A 16,178-nucleotide genomic window follows, 5' to 3' on the forward strand; every position below is an offset into this window, starting at 1 on the left:
AACCACGACACCGGGGCGGACGTGTCCGCGCCCGGGGCAGGGCTCAGCCCATGACCGTGAACATGCCCGGTCGGCCGGTGACCGCGGCCTTCGTCACGCACGGCGGCGCCGACGGGACGCGCGGGGAGCAGACGTGGTCGTCCCGTCGCGAGCGCGGCCCCTCACCCTGGGAGGGCGACCGCGTCCGCCCGCTCAGCCGGCGCCAGATCGAGGACCGCTTCGAGGACCTGGGCGTGCTGTACGAGGAGACCTGCGGTGGGGCCCGCACGGGCAGCCGTTCCCGCACCGCGTTCCTGCGGCGCCTCGCGGGTGACGTCCGGCGGCCCGGGTTCGCCCTGCTGATCGCCGAGAACACGACCCTGACGGCCTGCGCCTACGGCTTCCCGGTGCGCGCCGCCGATCCCTGGTGGCAGGGCCACGAGACCCGGCTGCCCCGGCTGCTGCGCGGGCTCGCGGTCACCGGCGGGTTCTTCGCGGTCTCCGGGATCGTCGTCCCGCCCCGCGTGCGCACCCACTACCAGGACCGGGACTGGAATCTCGCCCGGCGCCTCCAGCGCCGGCTGCTCGACGATCACGCGCCGGCCCTGGGCGTCGCCCTGGTGCCCGGAACCGACACCGAGACCCTGACGGCCTACCGGGCCTGGGGCTGGGAGGACGTCGCGACGGGCCCGGACGGTCTTGATCCACGGCTTCCCGGCGCCTGCCGGATGCTGGTGCTGGGCCGCTGACCGCGTCAACCGGCGTCAGGACATCTGTGCTCGCCGCGACAGAGATTCCCCGGGTGCGACTAGAGTTCCGGGTACGGGGGAACCCGCTCCACCGAGGCAGGCAGTCCCCGCCCCGGTGGTCCGCAGGAAGGTGTACATGCCCGCAGAAAGCCAGCAGCCCGCGGCCGACCGGCTCGACGACGACGACTACCCCGCCTACACCATGGGCCGGGCCGCCGAGCTGATCTCCTCCACCCCCGGTTTCCTCCGGTCACTGGGCGAGGCCGGGCTGATCACCCCGACGCGGTCGGACGGCGGTCACCGCCGCTACTCGCGCCGTCAGCTCCGTACGGCCTCCCGCGCCCGTGAGCTGGTCGACCAGGGGACCCCCATCGAGGCCGCCTGCCGCATCATCAGCCTGGAGGACCGGCTGGACGAGGCCCTGCGTGTCAACGCGGAGCTGCGGGACGGCGGGGAGCTGCACGGCTCGTCCCATGGTGAGAAAATCTGATGTCGGGGAAACAGAAATTCACTGTTTTGGGCGAGGCTTTTCGAACCCAATTCCACCGTCGCGGAAATGGGTTCCGTGCTAGGCTGACTTCAGTTGCAGTTGTGGTTGCCAATTTTGAACCGGTTCTCCGGGCAGGTGATCATCACGGCGATGGAGGAGATTCGTAAAGTGCGGATCTCGTGCACTGCCTAGGAGTTAAGACATGGCCACCGGTACCGTGAAGTGGTTCAACGCGGAAAAGGGCTTCGGCTTCATCGAGCAGGACGGCGGCGGCGCTGACGTCTTCGCCCACTACTCGAACATCGCCACCCAGGGCTTCCGCGAGCTGCAGGAAGGTCAGAAGGTGACCTTCGACATCACGCAGGGCCAGAAGGGCCCGCAGGCGGAGAACATCGTTCCCGCCTAAGCACGCGAAGCTGCGAAACAGGGGCCCGCACCTTGGGTGCGGGTCCCTTTTCGTATCCGCTCATTTACCTGCCGTTCCCCGGCCGGTACCCGCCGTTCCATGGCCGTTCTTCGGTCTCCCCGGCTTTCCCCGAGGAGAAATCCTCCCCTCTCCTCCCGCTCGAACCCCTTGGTGAGGCACCATGCGCTGCGTGATCGCCCGTTATCCCTTCGATCTGACGAAGAGCGAGGTGGAGGCGATGCTCAAGGGCATCCGCCCGGAGCAGCCCGTCACCGGTCCCTGCGCCGTCATCAGTCGCAAGGTGTACCCGGTGAAGCAGGTCGGCGAGGTGATCACCAAGCAGGACCGCCGTGACTTCACCGCCTTCGAGGTGACCAGGGCCTTGACCCGGCTCGGCTTCACCTGCCACGAGACGCCGCCCGCGCCCGCCACGCCCGCGGCCGCACCGGCTCCCGCCGAGGACACCACCGTGGACTCCGGCCCCGAGTCGACCTCGTACATCGGTACCACCCTGGGCTGACGCCACCGCCCGTACGTCCCCGCACACCCCGAGCGACCACGCCGCCATCGAACCATCCGGGCGCGAGGTCGCTCTTTGCGTCCCGGCCGACCCGACGGGAACCGCCGTCACAGCTCCTTGTCGGGCCAGTCCAGCAGGCGGGCGCCGATGACCGCCGTCTGCAGCGTGTACCGCTGGCCCGGGTCCGTCGGATCCGCGCCGGTGAGCTGGTGGATGCGTTCCAGCCGGTAGGTCAGCGCGCGCACGCTCAGCGAGAGCCGGCGGGCGGACTCCGCGGCCACACAACCGCAGTCGAAGTACGTCGAGAGCGTGTCCAGCAGCGGACGCGGACCGCCGCGCGCCTTCGTCAGCGGGCCCAGCGCGTCGAGGACCAGATCCGCCATCGCCTGCCGGTCGCGTGTGAGCACCGGATAGACCAGCAGATCGGCGGCGCGCAGCAGCGGTCCCTCCAGGCTGAGCCGCTCGGCCAGTTCGAGGGTGTTCAGGGCCTCTTCGTACGACTGGACGATCCCGCCCGCGCCCGGTTGCGGGCGGCCGATCGCCGCGCGGGTGCCGTCCGCCGCCGCGTACGCCTGCTTGGCGAAGTGGGCCAGCACGTCGTCCTGGTCGCCGGGCGCGACACACAGCATCCGGCCGGCCTTCGTGGTGAGCAGGATGTTGCGGTCACCGAACCGGCTGATCATCGCCCGCTCCACCTGCCGCGGCACCGGCGCGCTCTCGTCGTACGGCGTCGGGCCCTGGACCACGGCGACGGCGTGCGTGTGGGAGAGGCGCAGGCCGAAGCGCTCGGCGCGTTCCGCGAGGCGGCCAACGCCCCCGCGGCCGTAGAGGAGGTCGTCGATGAACTCCCGCCGCGCCGCCTCCTCCTGGCGTACGGCGAGTCGCTGCGCGCGTTCGTAGCCCTCGGCGAAGGCGTCGACGGCCTGCTGCACCGCGGCGAGGGTGCGGTCGGCGGAACCGGGGGTCTGCGGCCAGGCGGTGCGGGTGGCGGTGAGATGGGCGCTGACCAGGGCGCGCAGTTCGTGACCGGCCTCGGCCGCCTGCTCGCCCAGGGCGCGGCGGGTCTCCAACTCGGCCCGGGTCAGCCGGCGTCCGGTGTCGGCGCACTCCGCCAGGAGCCGCGCGAACCCCGCCAGGTACTGCTCAGGTCTGCCGCGCTCCGGCAACTCCGCCCCCTGTCTTCTTGACGCCCCGTTGACGCTTTCTTAGCGCGCCACCGGCATCAAGACCCTAATGAACACTGCCGGGTTCCGGCAATGCGCGGGCGCGCACCCCGCGTGCACCATGGCGCCAGGGGAGCACCGCGGAAGGTTCCGGTGCCGGACACCGGCAGGTGTCCCGCACCGGTTCCGCGAACCGCGCATCCCCGTGGGCTGTCGGGCGAGTGAGGGAACGGGGGGCCGGGGTCATGGGGGCGTTCGTCACGGCCGCCGTCGGGTTTCCCGCCATCGTCTTCACCGCGGCGCTCGTCGTGGTCGTCCTGTACTGGCTGCTGGTCGCGCTCGGCGCGGCCGACGCGCACGGACACGCCCATCTGCACCTCAACACCCGCTCGCACAACGGCGGTTGGGGACTCGGCGGGGTCCCGGTGACGCTCGCCTTCTCGCTGTTCGTCGCGGTCGGCTGGCTGATCAGCTTCTGCGCGAGCGTGCTGTTCGTCCCCGCGGGCCCCGTCGGTGTCCTGGTCGGGGTGGCCGTGCTGATCGGCACGGTGTACGTCTCCTGGTGGACGACCAAGCTGCTCGTACGGCCCCTGCACCGCCTGTTCCCCGACGGACACGGGCCGTCCCGGCTGGACTTCGTCGGGCTGACCTGCGTCATCCGCACCGGCCGGGTGGACGCGGGGTTCGGACAGGCCGAGGTCAGGGCGGCGGACGGCTCCGCCGCGGTGGTCCAGGTCCGGCAACCGGGCAACGACGCCCTCGCGAGTGGCAGCACCGGACTGCTCTACGCCTACGACGAGACCGGCGAGTTCTTCTGGGTCGCGCCCTACGACAGCGCGCTGGACCCCCGGACCGGCCCGGGCACGACGGGATAGACCGCCGACTCAGGCCGCCCGCCCGCTCGTTGGTCTTCCCTCGCTGATTCCTGCCCGCTCGTCGATCACCCTTCTCATCCCTTGAGGACCCATGTCATGAACGCCATCACCGTCGGTATCGGTGTGTTCGTCGCCGTTCTCCTGCTCATCGCGCTCACTCTGCTGCTCATGGTCGGACGGCTGTTCCGGAAGGTGGAGCAGGGGCGGGCGCTGATCGTCTCCAAGACGAAGAAGGTCGACGTCACCTTCACCGGCGCGGTCGTCCTGCCGGTGCTGCACAAGGCCGAGTTCATGGACATCTCGGTGAAGACCATCGAGATCCGGCGCACCGGGCGTGAGGGCCTGATCTGCCAGGACAACATCCGCGCCGACATCCACATCAGCTTCTTCGTGCGGGTCAACAAGACCGTCGAGGACGTCATCAAGGTCGCGCAGGCCATCGGCACCCAGACCGCGAGCGACCCGGTGGCGATCCAGGACTTCTTCGCCGCGAAGTTCTCCGAGGCGCTCAAGACCGTCGGCAAGCAGCTCGACTTCGTCGATCTGTACACCAAGCGCGAGGAGTTCCGGGACCGGATCATCCAGGTCATCGGCACCGACCTCAACGGCTACCACCTCGACGACGCGGCCATCGACTTCCTCGAACAGACACCGATGACCCAGCTCGACAACCAGAACATCCTGGACGCGCAGGGCATCCGCAAGATCACCGAGCTGACGACCATCGAGCACGTGCGCACCAACGAGTTCCAGCGCACCGAGCAGAAGGAGATCACCCGGCAGAACGTCGACGCCCGGGAGACCATCCTGGAGCTGGAGCGCCGGCAGGCCGAGGCGGAGATCAAGCAGCGCCGTGAGGTGGAGGTCCTGCGGGCGCGCGAGGAGGCCGCCACCGCGAAGGTGCAGGAGGAGGAACGGCTGGGCGCGCAGGCCGCGTTCCTGCGTACCGAGGAGCAACTCGGCGTCCAGCGCGAGAACCAGGCCCGCGAGATCGCCGTCGCGCAGAAGAACCGCGAGCGGGTCATCGCCGTCGAGAACGAGCGCATCGAGAAGGACCGGCTCCTTGAGGTCATCGCCAGGGAACGGGAGACGAGCCTGTCGGGGATCGCCCGCGACAAGGAGGTCGAGGCGGAGCGGCGCGAGGTCGCGGACGTGGTCCGGGAGCGGATCGCCGTGGACCGTACGGTGGCCGAGCAGGAGGAGGCCATCAAGAAGCTGCGGGTGGTGGAGGAGGCCGAGCGCACCCGGCAGGCGGTGATCATCGCCGCCGAGGCCGAGGCGCAGGAGAAACTGGTCAAGGACATCAAGGGGGCCGAGGCCGCGGAGGCCGCAGCCAAGCACCGCGCCGGTGAGCAACTCACCCTCGCCGACGCCCGGTTGAAGTCCGCCGACCTCGACGCCCGGGCCAAGCTGCGGCTCGCCGAGGGCATCCAGGCCGAGGCCGCCGCGGCCGGACTCGCCGAGGTCCAGGTCCGTGACAAGGAGGCCGAGGTCACTGTGAAGGCCGGCCGCGCGGAGGCCGAGGCCACGGGGGCGCGGCTGCGCGCGGAGGCGGAAGGCACCGAGGCCCGGCTGCGGGCGGAGGCCGAGGGCACCCGGGCCAAGGCGCTCGCGGAGGCCGAGGGCGCGCAGGCGAACGCGCTCGCGCAGGCCGAGGGCCTACGCGCGAACGCGCTCGCGCAGGCCGAGGGCCTACGCGCGAACGCGCTCGCGGAGGCCACCGGCATCGGCGAGAAGCTCAAGGCCGAGGCGGCGGGCCTCACCGAGAAGGCCGCCGCGATGGCCGCCCTCGACGACGCCTCGCGCGGCCACGAGGAGTACCGGCTGCGGCTCCAGGCCGAGAAGGAGATCCGGCTGGCCGGGCTCGATGTGCAGCGGCAGGTCGCCGAGGCGCAGGCCACGGTGCTCGCGACCGGTCTGGAGAACGCCGACATCGACATCGTCGGCGGTGACTCGGTCTTCTTCGACCGGCTCGTCTCGGCGGTCTCGTTCGGCCGGAGCGTCGACGGCTTCGTCCAGAACTCCGAGACGGCCCAGGTGCTGGCGCGTCCGTGGCTCGACGGCACGTCGAACATCGCCGACGACCTCGCCCGCGTCCTCGGCCAGGTCTCCACGGCCGACGTGCAGAACCTCACCGTGTCCGCGCTGCTGATGAAGCTCATGTCAGCGGACTCGGCGAACGCCGGTCAGGTACGGCAACTGCTGGACAGGGCAGGCGAGTTGGGCCTGGCGGACACTCCGCTGGCCGCGCTCAACGGCCACCCGGCGAAGGCCTGACCCCACCGACGGTCCGGAACTGCCGCACAGGGGACGGCAGTTCCGGACCCAGCCGTACCCACCCCGAGAGCTTGAGAGGGACCATGACCACCGGCCTGGACACCGGCACCTACGAGGTCCTGCGCGACCGCCTCGCCGCACAGGCCGCCGAACTCGCCCGCCGCGCGGAGGCGCTCAACGCCCGCCGCACCGAGGAGTTCGGCTCGACCCGGCTTGAACTCACCGGCACCGCACGCCTCGACACCGAGCACCCGGCCGTGCCGCGCGACCTCGTCGCCGTAGGAGACGCCCTGCTCTTCGGCCGCCAGGTCGCCCTCGGGGGCACCCGGGAGGCGACGGTGGCCGACGTCCTCGCCCTGCACGACCGCCACGACCTGCGCAGGCTGCCCGAGGACGCCGTACCCGGACTCCTCGACGACCCGGACTTTGTGCGGGAGTTCGGCGCCCTGCACCGGTACTACCGGCAGGCGCGGCTGCTTCGACTCCGTTCTGTGGACGGCAAGTTGCTGGCCGTCTTCCGCACCGGTGAGAAGGCCGACGACATCCGGGTGCTGCGCTGGGTGCTCGCGGACGACGGCCGGTCGGCGGCCTTCCTGGACGCGCACGGCGAGCGCGACCATGTCTTCCCGCCGTCGCACGACGTCGAGTGGACGGAGACGAGCCGCGAGGACCAGGTGCCCGGCCGGCACCCGCATGTGCGGATCCAGGACGGGCTGTACGTCGACACGGTCGGCGGCGCGCTCACCGTCAAGGTGGAGGACAACACCGAGACGGGGGAGGGGATTTACTCCGAGCCCGTGGACGAGCCGCTCCAGTCGCCGGCCGACGCCGAGATCGCGTACGCGCGGGTGGGCGCGCTGGTGCTGCTGCGGGTGCGGCCCTACAAGGAGGAGGCCCACCGGTATCTGGTCTTCAACACCCTGACCAAGGGTGTCGTACGGCTCGACGGGATCGGGCTGTCGTGCCGGAAGCTGCCCGAGGAGCAGGGGATCGTGTTCCCGGGCGGGTACTGCCTGGCCACCGGCGTGTGGAAGACCTTCGAAGTGGACACCGCCGGGCTGGAGTTGGAGCGGGTGGTGCGCTCGCCCAACGGTGAGGACGTGCTGTTCGCCTACCGGGCGCGGGTGCCGGGGCGCGGCCTCCTGCTGCCGTACAACCTGATCCGCAAGGAGGTCGCCAACCCGCTGTCCGGTCAGGGCTGGGCGCTCTTCGACGACGGTGTGCTGATGGTGCTGGGCGGGGCCGGCGAGGGGGAGGCCGGGCGCGTTCATCCGGTGCGGATCTGGCGTACTCCGTTCGTCTCCGACACGTATGCCGCCGCTCGACTCGTCGGCTCCGGACCGCTGTTCCGGGTGGGCAACGCCGATCTCGTGCGCGGGATCTCCGACTGTCTCTCCCTCGCGGGCGCCGTCGCGGGGACGGAGCCCACGGCGGAGGTGTACGAGGCGCTGGTCGCCGCGTGTGTGCGGGCGGCGGACTCGTACCACTGGCTCGGGGACGCCGAACTCGGCGCGCTGGGCGGCCCGTTGGAGGACGTCCGGGGCACGGCGGAACAAGTTCTGGCCGAGTTCGAGACGGTCCGGACCCTGACCCGCCGGGCGGCGGACGCCCTCGCCGAGGCCACGGACCGGCTCACCGGGCTCGTCCGGCGGCTGCGGGGCGAGGCGCCCCGGGACGCGGCGGGATGGGTCACGGGGCTGACCGAACTCCGGCGTGCGCAGGGACACTTGCTGACGCTGAAGGAGCTGCGGTACGCGGATCTCGCGCGGATCGACGAGGCGGTGGCCGGGGCGGAGACGGAGCTCGGGGCGTTCGGGCAGCGGGCGGTGGCGTTCCTGGCGCGCGCGGACGCGTTCGCCGGGCACCACGAGGTCATCGGCGAACTGGTCGCACGGGCGGGGCAGTCGGCCACGGTCGCCGAATCGGCGCCGGTGGCCGCCCGGCTCGACGAACTGACCGACGGGCTGCGGACGGTGACCGAGGTGATCGCCGGGCTGGACATCGGTGACGCCACGGTCCGTACGTCGATCCTGGAGCGGATCGCCGAGGTGCTGGGCGGCGTCAACCGGGCCCGCGCCACGCTGGACGCCCGCCGCCGGGAACTCCAGGACCGGGAGGGCCGGGCGGAGTTCGCGGCCGAGTTCGCGCTGCTCGGCCAGTCGGTGACGGGTGCCCTCGCGGACGCGGCGACACCCGAGGCCTGTGACACCCGACTCGCGCGGCTGCTGGTCCAGTTGGAGAACCTGGAGGCCCGCTTCACGGACTTCGACGACTTCCTCGCCGAACTGGCCGACAAACGCGCCGAGATCTACGAGGTCTTCTCCGCCCGCAAACAGACCCTGGCCGACGAACGCGCCCGCAGGGCGGAGCAGTTGGCGGCCTCGGGGGTGCGGGTCCTGGAGACGGTGGAGCGGCGGGCGGCCACGCTCGCCGACGCCGACGCGGTCAGTACGTACTTCGCCTCCGACCCGATGGTGACGAAGATCCGCCGGACGGTCGGCCGACTCCGCGACCTGGGCGACCGGATGAGGGCGGAGGAGCTGACCGGCCGGCTCGCGGAGGCCCGCGAGGAGGCGGTCCGTGCCCTGCGCGACCGCACCGACCTCTACACGGACGGCGGCCGGACCCTGCGCCTGGGCCGGCACCGCTTCGCCGTGAACACCGAGCCCCTCGACCTCACCCTCGTCCCCTCCGGCGACGGCCTCGCCTTCGCCCTCACCGGCACGGACTACCGATCCCCGGTCGCCGACCCGGAGTTCGCGGCCACCCGCGCGTTCTGGGACCGCCCGCTGCCCTCCGAGTCGCCGCTGGTCTACCGCGCGGAACACCTCGCCGCCCGCCTCCTCGACGAACTCGGCGCCCAGGCCCTCGCCCAGGAGCCCGACCTCGCCGCCCTGGTCCGCCGCGCGGCGCAGGAGTCGTACGACGAAGGTTATGAACGCGGCGTGCACGACCACGACGCGACCGCGATCCTCCGCGCGCTGCTCCGCCGGTACGAGGGCGCGGGGCTGCTGCGGCACGAACCGGCCGCCCGGGCACGGGCGTTGCTGTTCTGGACGCACGGCGCGAGTGCGGAGGAGCGCGCGAGCTGGACGCGCCGGGCGCGGTCGCTCGCGCGGGTCCGCGACACCTTCGGACCGACCCCGGCCGTCGCCGACTTCCTGGCGGAGCTGGCGCGGCGGACGGGGGATCCGGCCGCCGCGTACCTCTTCGACGAACTGACCACCGGGCCCGAGGGGTTCGTGATCAGCGCAGCCGCCCGCACCCGGCTCGACAAGTTCCGTCGCACGGTGGGGAGTTCGGCCTACGACGACGATGTGCGAGCCGTCGAGGACCCGGTCGCGCGGCGCCAACTGGTCGAGGCGTGGCTGACGGCGTACACGACGGCGTCCGGCACGGAGGCCGACCCGGGGGACCTCGCCGAGGCGGTGGCGGCCGAACTCTGCCCGGACGTACCGCGCCACGAGTCGGACGCCCGGCTGACGGAGACAGTCACGGGACTGCTGGGCACCCACCCGCGGATCGAGGCGGGCTCGCTGTCGGTGCGGATTGATGAACTCCTGGCCCGGACACGGGAGTTCAGGGCGGTGGACGTGCCCGGTCACCGCGCGTACCAGCGTCGCCGTACGGCCTTGGTGGCGGCGGAACGGACCCGGCTGCGCCTCGACGAGTACCGGCCGCGCGTGCTGTCGTCCTTTGTCCGGGGGCGGTTGGTCGACGAGGTGTATCTCCCCCTGATCGGCGACAACCTGGCGCGGCAGATCGGTACGACGGGGGAGGGGCGGCGCACCGGCGCGGGCGGCGGTCTGCTGCTGCTGATCTCGCCGCCGGGGTACGGCAAGACGACCCTCATGGAGTACGTCGCCGACCGGCTCGGGCTGGTGCTGGTCAAGGTCAGCGGGCCTGCCCTCGGGCACGGTGTCACCTCCCTCGACCCGGCCGAGGCACCGAACGCGACCGCCCGCCAGGAGGTGGAGAAGGTCAACTTCGCGCTCGCGGCGGGCACCAACGTGCTGCTCCACCTCGACGACATCCAGCACACCTCGCCCGAACTCCTCCAGAAATTCATCCCGTTGTGCGATGCCACGCGGCGGGTGGAGGGTGTGTGGGAGGGCGTACCGCGTACATACGACCTACGGGGGAAACGGTTCGCCGTCTGCATGACCGGTAACCCCTACACCGAGTCGGGCGGGCGTTTCCGGGTGCCCGACATGCTGGCGAACCGTGCCGACGTCTGGAACCTCGGCGACGTGCTGACCGGCAAGGAGGCGGTGTTCGCGCTGAGTTTCCTGGAGAACGCGCTGACCTCCAACCCGGTGCTCGCCCCGCTCGCCGGCCGCGACCGGGACGACCTGGACCTGCTGATCCGTCTCGCACAAGGAGACGCGACGGCTCGCGCGGACCGGCTGTCCTACGCCTGCGATCCCGCCGAACTGGCCCGGATCGTAGGGGTGTTGCGGCATCTCGTCACCGCCAGGGACACCGTGCTCGCGGTCAACTCCGCGTACATGGCGTCGGCGGCGACGGCGGACGCGGCCCGCACGGAACCGCCGTTCCGGCTCCAGGGGTCGTACCGCAGCATGAACCGCATCGCCCAGCGCATCGATCCGGTGATGAACTCCCCCGAACTGTCAGCGGTGTTGGACGACCACTACACCGCCGAGGCGCAGACACTGGGCGCGGGCGCCGAGGCGAACCTGCTGAAACTGGGGGAGCTGCGGGGCACGCTGACCGCCGAACAGGCCGTGCGGTGGGCGGAGTTGAAGGCGGCGTACGTGCGGGAGCGGGGCATGGCGGAGGACGACCCGTTGCGCCGTGCGGTGGCGGCTCTCGGGGTACTGGCCGAGCGGGTCGGAGCGGTGGAGGCGGCGATCACCCGGGCGGTCGGCTACAACTGAAGCAGCCGCTGGGTGATCTCTCGGTACTGCCGCAGCGCGTTCCGGAACTCCTCGGAGTCGGATTCGGACGGGGCCGGGGACTCGGACGGGGACTCGGAGTCCTGCTCCGCCCAGGCGGCGCGCAGGAGGTCGCGGCGGGCGGCGAGCGCGCTCACGAGCTGGGCCGTCGCCTCGTCGTAGGCGCTCTCCGCCTCCTTGAGGGCGTCGCGCGGGGTGTCGGCGAAGGTGTTGAGGGCGTGGCGCAGCCGCTGGAGGATCTTGTCCCGCTCGCTCGACGGGAGCAGCGGCTCCGGGCCCGGGGTGCGGCGTTCGGAGGGGACCCGGTTCTGGCCCGCGGGTTGTTGGGCGCGTGTCTGGTCGTACATCATCGGGTGTCGTTTCCGTTCCGCCCGAAGGCGTTTTTGGGATCGTCCGTCCACCGGCCACTGCCCTGCGCCGTGCTGCCAGTCAACGTGCGGCGACGGTTCATGTCAACGCGACGGCCGTGCGGTCCGGGCCGCCCCGTTTCGGCGTGGGCGGGAGTACGGTGAAGTAACCGAGGGCTCTCGACATACCGGTGTCCGGTCCGGCGTCCTGTCCTCGTGTTTCCCTCCCCAGGGGCAGCCCGTGACCCCGGCCGCGCCATTCGCAGCGACGGCCGAGGAGTCCCGCCATGTCGACCCTTTCCACCCCGTCCACGACGGGCGTCCCGGCGGGCACCGACCCGCCGCCCCCGGTCTACGACGGCAGCTCCCCCTTCCCGCCGGACGACGGGCCGCCGCCCGTCCGCGACAGCGCGGCGCGGATCTACGTGAGCGTCACGGCGGCGATCGTCGTGCTGCCGTTCCTGGGACTCGGTCTGGCCGGCTGGCTGCTGTGGGGGCGGCTCGTCCACCCCGTCGACATCGTGCTCGCGGTCGTCTTCTACACGCTCACGGGTCTCGGCGTCACGGTCGGCTTCCACCGCGGGCTCACCCACGGCTCGTACCAGGCGATCCGCCCCGTGCGCGTCGCGCTCGCGGTGGCCGGGTCGATGAGCTTCCAGGGCGATGTCATCGGCTGGGTCGCCACCCACCGCCGCCACCACGCCTTCACCGACCGGCCCGGCGACCCGCACTCGCCGTACCGCTACGGCACCCATCTGCGGGGCCAGTTGCACGGGCTCGTGGACGCCCACGTCGGCTGGCTGTTCCGCAACGAGCAGACACCGCCCGAGCGTTACGCCCCCGACCTCCTCGCCGACCCCGACATCCGGGCCGTCTCCCGCGCCTTCCCGTGGCTGTGCCTGCTCACGCTCGCGCTGCCGTTCGGGCTCGGCTGGGCGATCGGCGGCAGTTGGCTGTACGGCCTGACAGGCCTGCTGTGGGCGGGACTTGTGCGCATCGCGCTGCTCCACCACGTCACCTGGAGCGTCAACTCGCTGTGCCACATGATCGGTGAGCGCCCCTTCCGCACCCGGCGCCACGACCGTGCCACCAACCTGTGGCCGCTGGCCCTGCTCTCCTTCGGCGAGAGCTGGCACAACCTCCACCACGCCGATCCCACCAGCGCCCGGCACGGCGTCGACCGCGGCCAGATCGACCCGTCGGCCGCCGTCATCCGCCTCATGGAGCGCGCCGGCTGGGTCCACGACGTGCGCTGGCCGACCCCGGACCGGGTCGCCGCCCGCCGCGCGTGACCTGCGCTACGACCGCTGCGGTGCCGGGATGGCGGCGGTGTCGAAGTCGCCCCCGATGATCCGCGCGGCGAGGTCCGACAGCCGTAGCTGACGGGAGCGGGCGTAGGACCGGAACGCGGCGAAGGCGTCGTCGACGGACGTGTTCCAGCGCTCCGCCAGCACACCCTTGACCTGCTCGATCAGGATGCGGCTGGTCAGCGCGTTCTCCAACTGGCTGTTCTCGACGTGCGACTGCTCCAGGGTGCGCTGCTGGAGGATCGCGATGGTGGCCACGTCGGCGAGTGCCTGGGCGAGCGCGATGTCGTCGTCGCCGAGGAGGTGCGGGGTGGTCTGGAAGAGGTTGAGCGCGCCGACGACGCGGTTGCGCAGCCGGAGCGGGACGGCATGCGTGCTGACGTACCCGGTGGCGCGAGCCTGTGCCGCGAAGCGTGGCCAGGCGGTGGTCGCCGCCTCGCCGGTCAGGTCGATGTCGGTGCGGGCGGCGCCGGTGCGGTAGCACTCGACGCACGGACCCTGGTCGTGCTGGAGCGCGAAGAGTTCCAGCAGACGGGTGTGCTCGTCCGAGGCGGCGATGACCTGCAGTTCGCCGAACGCGTCCACCAGGAGAATTCCGGCCGCCGACACGTCGAGCAGCTCGACACAGCGCGCGGAGAGCCGGTGCAGCAGGTCGATGACGTCGAAGTCCTCGACCAGGGAGTCCGCGACCTCCACGAAGATCTCGGCCAGACGTCGTTCGCGGGCCATAGCGATCACCCCTTTCCGGCGCCCTTTCCCGTCCGTCCGTGGTCGTATCCATGGTCGCCTCAGTCGGCCTGGTGCGGTACCCATTCGCTGTCGTCCAGCGAGTAGCCGTAGCCCGGGCGTCCGCTCATCCCGCTGGTGCGGAACGGCTTCCCCTGGTCGTCGATGCGCAGCACGCCGTGCCGGGTGCCGCTGGTCCACCCCAGCTCCAGGTACCAGCGCACGTCGTGGGACGCGGCGGCGGCCGTGATGTACAGGACCTCGGGATCGCTCTCGCTCACCTTGTACGGCAGTCCCGTCTGCCCCGACTTCGGCGTGGCCACCGGACGGGTCGCGTCCAGCCCGACGTCGAAGGAGTGCGTGGGGACCCCGCCGCCGCAGCCGACCCCCACGTACCCCATGGCGTACGCGTTCCAGGCCAGGGGCGCACCGCTCTCGACCACCCGCACGTTCAGGGTCTCGAGCACCACGGTGTCCTTGCCGGTGCCCTGCACGGTGAGTTCGAGGAACTGGCTGCCGGCGGAGACCGCCCCCAGCGCGCTCACCCAGCTAGGGGCGTCCTGCTCGGTGGGCGGCGGCGGCACCTTGGCCGCGTCCTCGTCGACCAGGTAGGTCTGACTGCACGGACTCTCCCAGGCATACGGCCGGGAGGTCACCGTCAGCGGAACGGCCGTGTCCTCCCCGGCGGCCTTCGCGCTCCCCGACGTCCCGTTCTTCGCCGTGGCGGACCCGGAAGGGCTCGCGCTGCCGGAGGGGGAGGAGGACGAGGAGGGCGATGCCGTCGAGGTCGAGGTCGCCTTCGACGTCGGCGAGGCGGACGCGGAACGGGTGCTCTGCCCGGTGGAGGTCACGGAACCGGCCTCCTGCTTGCGGTCGCCGCCGCCGTCGCCGGACAGCAGACGGGGGACGAGCGCGGTGGCGGCGAGGACTACGGCTACGGCGGCGGCTGTGAGGAGGGTGATGCGGCGGCGGTTGCGGGGGGCGGGGTCCGGGGCGGGGGGTTGGGTTGTGTCGGGTGGGGGCGGCGTGGGTGGGGTCGCCTCGGGCGGGGTTGCTTCGAGGGTGGGGGCCTGGTCCGTCCCGTTTGCCGGTGCTGTCGGTGCCGCCAGTGTTGCTGATGCTGTGGCTGTCGCGGCGGTGGCCTTCCGCTCGCGCTGGCGTGCCCCGTCGGCCAGGATCCATCGGCGGTGGGCCTCGACGAGTTCCTCCGGGGTCGCCTTGCAGAGGCGGGCGAACCGCTCCACGGGGGCGTACTCCGTGGGTACGGCATCGCCGTTGCAGTAGCGGTGCAGCGTCGACGTACTCATGTGCAGCCGCTTCGCGAGGACGCCGTAACTCAGCCCCGAACGGTCCTTGAACTCCCGTATCAGCGCCGCGAAATCGGCCGTCTCCTCAGGCGTTGCCACCCTGCCCCCATCCCAGTCCCGCGTTCCAGGGAGTCACTGTTCCCCCAGGTAAGAGCCGGTGCGAACGTTCCAGGTTCCCGTAGATCCCGGCTGTCGTAGCGGGTGGGACGGAAAGCGACACAAGCTGCGGTCATCAAAGCACGCCGCCCGCCGACCGGCCGGGCTGGCCGCTCCTTCCCACCTTTCCGAAAGGGATCACCACCATGTCCGCGTTCACCGCTCGTCCCCGCACCCGCCTCTTCGCCGCCGCCACCGTCGCACTCGCCGCGCTCTCGCTCACCGCCTGCAACGACAAGCTGGGAGTACAGGACGAGGGCGCGGCGAGCCCGAACTCGTCCACGGTGGCGCCGGCGGGAACGTCCGGGGCGAAGACCGGTGGGGCGGGGCAGACGACCGGATCGACCGGGTCCAACGGGTCGACCGGGTCCACCGGTTCCACGGGGTCCACGGGGTCCACGGGGTCCACGGGGTCCACGTCGGGGGGCTCCTCGACGGGCGGCGGCAAGGCGAGTGGCGGCTCGGGCTCCGGCTCGGGCAGCGGCTCCGGCTCCGGCTCGGACGCTTCCGCGAGCAGCGTCCCGTGCAGTGGCGCCAACACCAAGGTGACCGCGCAGACCGTCAGCCGCCCCATCAACCACATGCTGCTCACCGTCACCAACACCGGCTCCAAGAACTGCGACCTCTACTACTACCCGGCCGTCAACTTCGGCGACGCCCAGTCCGTACCGCCGGTGATCAAGGAGTCCCAGCCCCAGGCGGTGACCACCCTCACCCCGGGCCAGTCGGGCTACGCCGGTGTGGCCCTCGCCGGCGGGGACGACGGCAGCGGCACCAACGGCCGTACGGTGAAGTTGCTTTCGGTCTACTTCTTCGACCGCAACAACAACAGCATCAGCCCGGCGGCCACGCCTTCGCTGCCGGCGAAGGGTGTGTACGTCGACGACTCGCTGCGGGTCACGTACTGGCTGTCGGATGTGCAGGACGCGCTGACCTACTGAGCGGCAGGGGCCCGATCCT

Annotated in this window: 13 protein-coding genes; 9 read left to right on the forward strand and 4 right to left on the reverse strand. The window is 71.6% G+C overall.

Features of this window, described 5'->3' with window-relative positions:
* The first annotated feature begins 50 nt into the window (after window positions 1–50).
* From OG223_RS29045 to OG223_RS29060, 4 genes are all read left to right on the forward strand, one after another.
* Complete coding sequence (locus OG223_RS29045) at window positions 51–728, forward strand: hypothetical protein (protein WP_329254795.1); 678 nt, start codon at window positions 51–53, stop codon at window positions 726–728.
* Window positions 729–864: 136 nt separating this feature from the next.
* Window positions 865–1,218 carry a MerR family transcriptional regulator gene (locus tag OG223_RS29050; RefSeq protein WP_329254798.1) on the forward strand — a complete coding sequence of 118 codons (354 nt, stop codon included), beginning with the start codon at window positions 865–867 and terminating at the stop codon, window positions 1,216–1,218.
* Between the two features lie 202 nt (window positions 1,219–1,420).
* A complete protein-coding gene (locus OG223_RS29055) occupies window positions 1,421–1,624 on the forward strand; it encodes a cold-shock protein (RefSeq protein ID WP_019063123.1) in 204 nt (67 codons plus the stop codon).
* Between the two features lie 181 nt (window positions 1,625–1,805).
* Entirely contained in the window at window positions 1,806–2,144 is a 339-nt protein-coding gene (locus tag OG223_RS29060; RefSeq protein WP_329254801.1) for an SCO5918 family protein, read from the forward strand.
* A gap of 107 nt (window positions 2,145–2,251) precedes the next feature.
* On the opposite strand, the gene OG223_RS29065 is transcribed toward OG223_RS29060, so the two are convergent.
* Entirely contained in the window at window positions 2,252–3,310 is a 1,059-nt protein-coding gene (locus OG223_RS29065) for a PucR family transcriptional regulator (protein WP_329254803.1), read from the reverse strand.
* Between the two features lie 242 nt (window positions 3,311–3,552).
* Between OG223_RS29065 and OG223_RS29070 the strand changes: the two genes are divergently transcribed.
* The 3 genes from OG223_RS29070 (at window position 3,553) to OG223_RS29080 (ending at window position 11,357) form a co-directional block, all read left to right on the forward strand.
* Complete coding sequence (locus OG223_RS29070; protein WP_329254806.1) at window positions 3,553–4,182, forward strand: hypothetical protein; 630 nt, start codon at window positions 3,553–3,555, stop codon at window positions 4,180–4,182.
* 96 nt (window positions 4,183–4,278) lie between these two features.
* Window positions 4,279–6,459, forward strand: coding sequence for a flotillin family protein (locus OG223_RS29075; RefSeq protein WP_329254809.1), 2,181 nt, complete (start codon window positions 4,279–4,281; stop codon window positions 6,457–6,459).
* A gap of 83 nt (window positions 6,460–6,542) precedes the next feature.
* On the forward strand, window positions 6,543–11,357 hold the full coding sequence (locus OG223_RS29080; protein ID WP_329254813.1) for a DNA repair ATPase: 4,815 nt from the start codon (window positions 6,543–6,545) through the stop codon (window positions 11,355–11,357).
* Here the strand turns inward: OG223_RS29080 and OG223_RS29085 are convergent.
* Window positions 11,348–11,725 carry a hypothetical protein gene (locus OG223_RS29085; RefSeq protein ID WP_329254816.1) on the reverse strand — a complete coding sequence of 126 codons (378 nt, stop codon included), beginning with the start codon at window positions 11,723–11,725 and terminating at the stop codon, window positions 11,348–11,350. The genes OG223_RS29080 and OG223_RS29085 overlap by 10 nt on opposite strands.
* A 284-nt stretch (window positions 11,726–12,009) precedes the next feature.
* Here OG223_RS29085 and OG223_RS29090 point away from each other — a divergent pair, with 284 nt between their 5' ends.
* Window positions 12,010–13,014, forward strand: a complete 1,005-nt coding sequence (locus OG223_RS29090) for an acyl-CoA desaturase (protein ID WP_329254819.1) — start codon at window positions 12,010–12,012, stop codon at window positions 13,012–13,014.
* A 6-nt stretch (window positions 13,015–13,020) separates the two neighbouring features.
* Here the strand turns inward: OG223_RS29090 and OG223_RS29095 are convergent, their stop codons facing one another.
* Entirely contained in the window at window positions 13,021–13,758 is a 738-nt protein-coding gene (locus OG223_RS29095; protein ID WP_329254822.1) for a GAF and ANTAR domain-containing protein, read from the reverse strand.
* A 59-nt stretch (window positions 13,759–13,817) separates the two neighbouring features.
* Window positions 13,818–15,161, reverse strand: a complete 1,344-nt coding sequence (locus OG223_RS29100) for a helix-turn-helix domain-containing protein (RefSeq protein WP_329254824.1) — start codon at window positions 15,159–15,161, stop codon at window positions 13,818–13,820.
* Window positions 15,162–15,364: 203 nt separating this feature from the next.
* On the opposite strand from OG223_RS29100, the gene OG223_RS29105 reads away from it, so the two are divergent.
* Window positions 15,365–16,159 (forward strand): DUF4232 domain-containing protein, encoded by a 795-nt coding sequence (locus OG223_RS29105; protein ID WP_329254826.1) that lies wholly within the window; start codon window positions 15,365–15,367, stop codon window positions 16,157–16,159.
* Window positions 16,160–16,178 lie beyond the last annotated feature (19 nt).

Origin of the sequence: Streptomyces sp. NBC_01478 (assembly GCF_036227225.1) — a bacterium.
Classification (GTDB): domain Bacteria; phylum Actinomycetota; class Actinomycetes; order Streptomycetales; family Streptomycetaceae; genus Streptomyces.

Coding starts and splice junctions, on each gene's coding strand:
- OG223_RS29095 (WP_329254822.1), bottom strand. CDS start 13,758: ATGGCCCGCGAACGACGTCTGGCCGAGATCTTCGTGGAGGTCGCGGAC.
- OG223_RS29055 (WP_019063123.1), top strand. CDS start 1,421: ATGGCCACCGGTACCGTGAAGTGGTTCAACGCGGAAAAGGGCTTCGGC.
- OG223_RS29085 (WP_329254816.1), bottom strand. CDS start 11,725: ATGATGTACGACCAGACACGCGCCCAACAACCCGCGGGCCAGAACCGG.
- OG223_RS29060 (WP_329254801.1), top strand. CDS start 1,806: ATGCGCTGCGTGATCGCCCGTTATCCCTTCGATCTGACGAAGAGCGAG.
- OG223_RS29075 (WP_329254809.1), top strand. CDS start 4,279: ATGAACGCCATCACCGTCGGTATCGGTGTGTTCGTCGCCGTTCTCCTG.
- OG223_RS29105 (WP_329254826.1), top strand. CDS start 15,365: ATGTCCGCGTTCACCGCTCGTCCCCGCACCCGCCTCTTCGCCGCCGCC.
- OG223_RS29070 (WP_329254806.1), top strand. CDS start 3,553: ATGGGGGCGTTCGTCACGGCCGCCGTCGGGTTTCCCGCCATCGTCTTC.
- OG223_RS29045 (WP_329254795.1), top strand. CDS start 51: ATGACCGTGAACATGCCCGGTCGGCCGGTGACCGCGGCCTTCGTCACG.
- OG223_RS29090 (WP_329254819.1), top strand. CDS start 12,010: ATGTCGACCCTTTCCACCCCGTCCACGACGGGCGTCCCGGCGGGCACC.
- OG223_RS29050 (WP_329254798.1), top strand. CDS start 865: ATGCCCGCAGAAAGCCAGCAGCCCGCGGCCGACCGGCTCGACGACGAC.
- OG223_RS29080 (WP_329254813.1), top strand. CDS start 6,543: ATGACCACCGGCCTGGACACCGGCACCTACGAGGTCCTGCGCGACCGC.